Raw genomic sequence first — 530 nt, 5'->3', positions numbered from 1 at the left:
AAAAAGATGGCCATCGGAGGCAGCATGACGCTAATGACCCACCCTGTGCCTCGAAACAGTCCTAATACAAGAATTCCGTGCAGCCATTCTGGCGCATGCATCGCTTGAAAGAAAGCAGTTAAATATCCTTCCGCCCAGCCAAAACCTTGTGCGATTAATCCTGAAGGAACGTTTGCTCCGGCTATGGTGATATAAAAGATCACCGATAAAATACCAAGCATAATCGGAAAGCCCCAAATTGGCGAAGTGAAGACTTTATCCAATTTCTCCGTACGCTGAAGCTTTGAGCGGTCTTCGTATACAACGGCTTTTTTACATATTTGCTGTGACGACTGATAAATGCTTGCGACCATATTTGAACGATGATCTTTTTCTTTTGCCTGCTGCGCATAGCGCGTTAGCTGTTCCATCGCTAATGAGTTTTCAGGAGTTAACGGATTTCCCATATGCGCTGTTCCTCCTTTCTGTGTGGCTGATACCTTGCTGCTGATGCTGCTGAATTGTTTCTAAAAACGAGGTGTCTCCATCAA

1 pseudogene is annotated in these 530 nt (G+C 45.1%); it reads right to left on the bottom strand.

What is annotated here, in order from left to right:
• A pseudogene (locus AC27IT_RS28185) lies at positions 1 to 410 on the bottom strand (nucleoside recognition domain-containing protein); the annotation flags it as partial.
• Positions 411 to 530: the final 120 nt, after the last annotated feature.

Source organism: Brevibacillus sp. YAE8, assembly GCF_057543335.1.
This window is presented reverse-complemented; position numbering and strand designations above follow the sequence as displayed.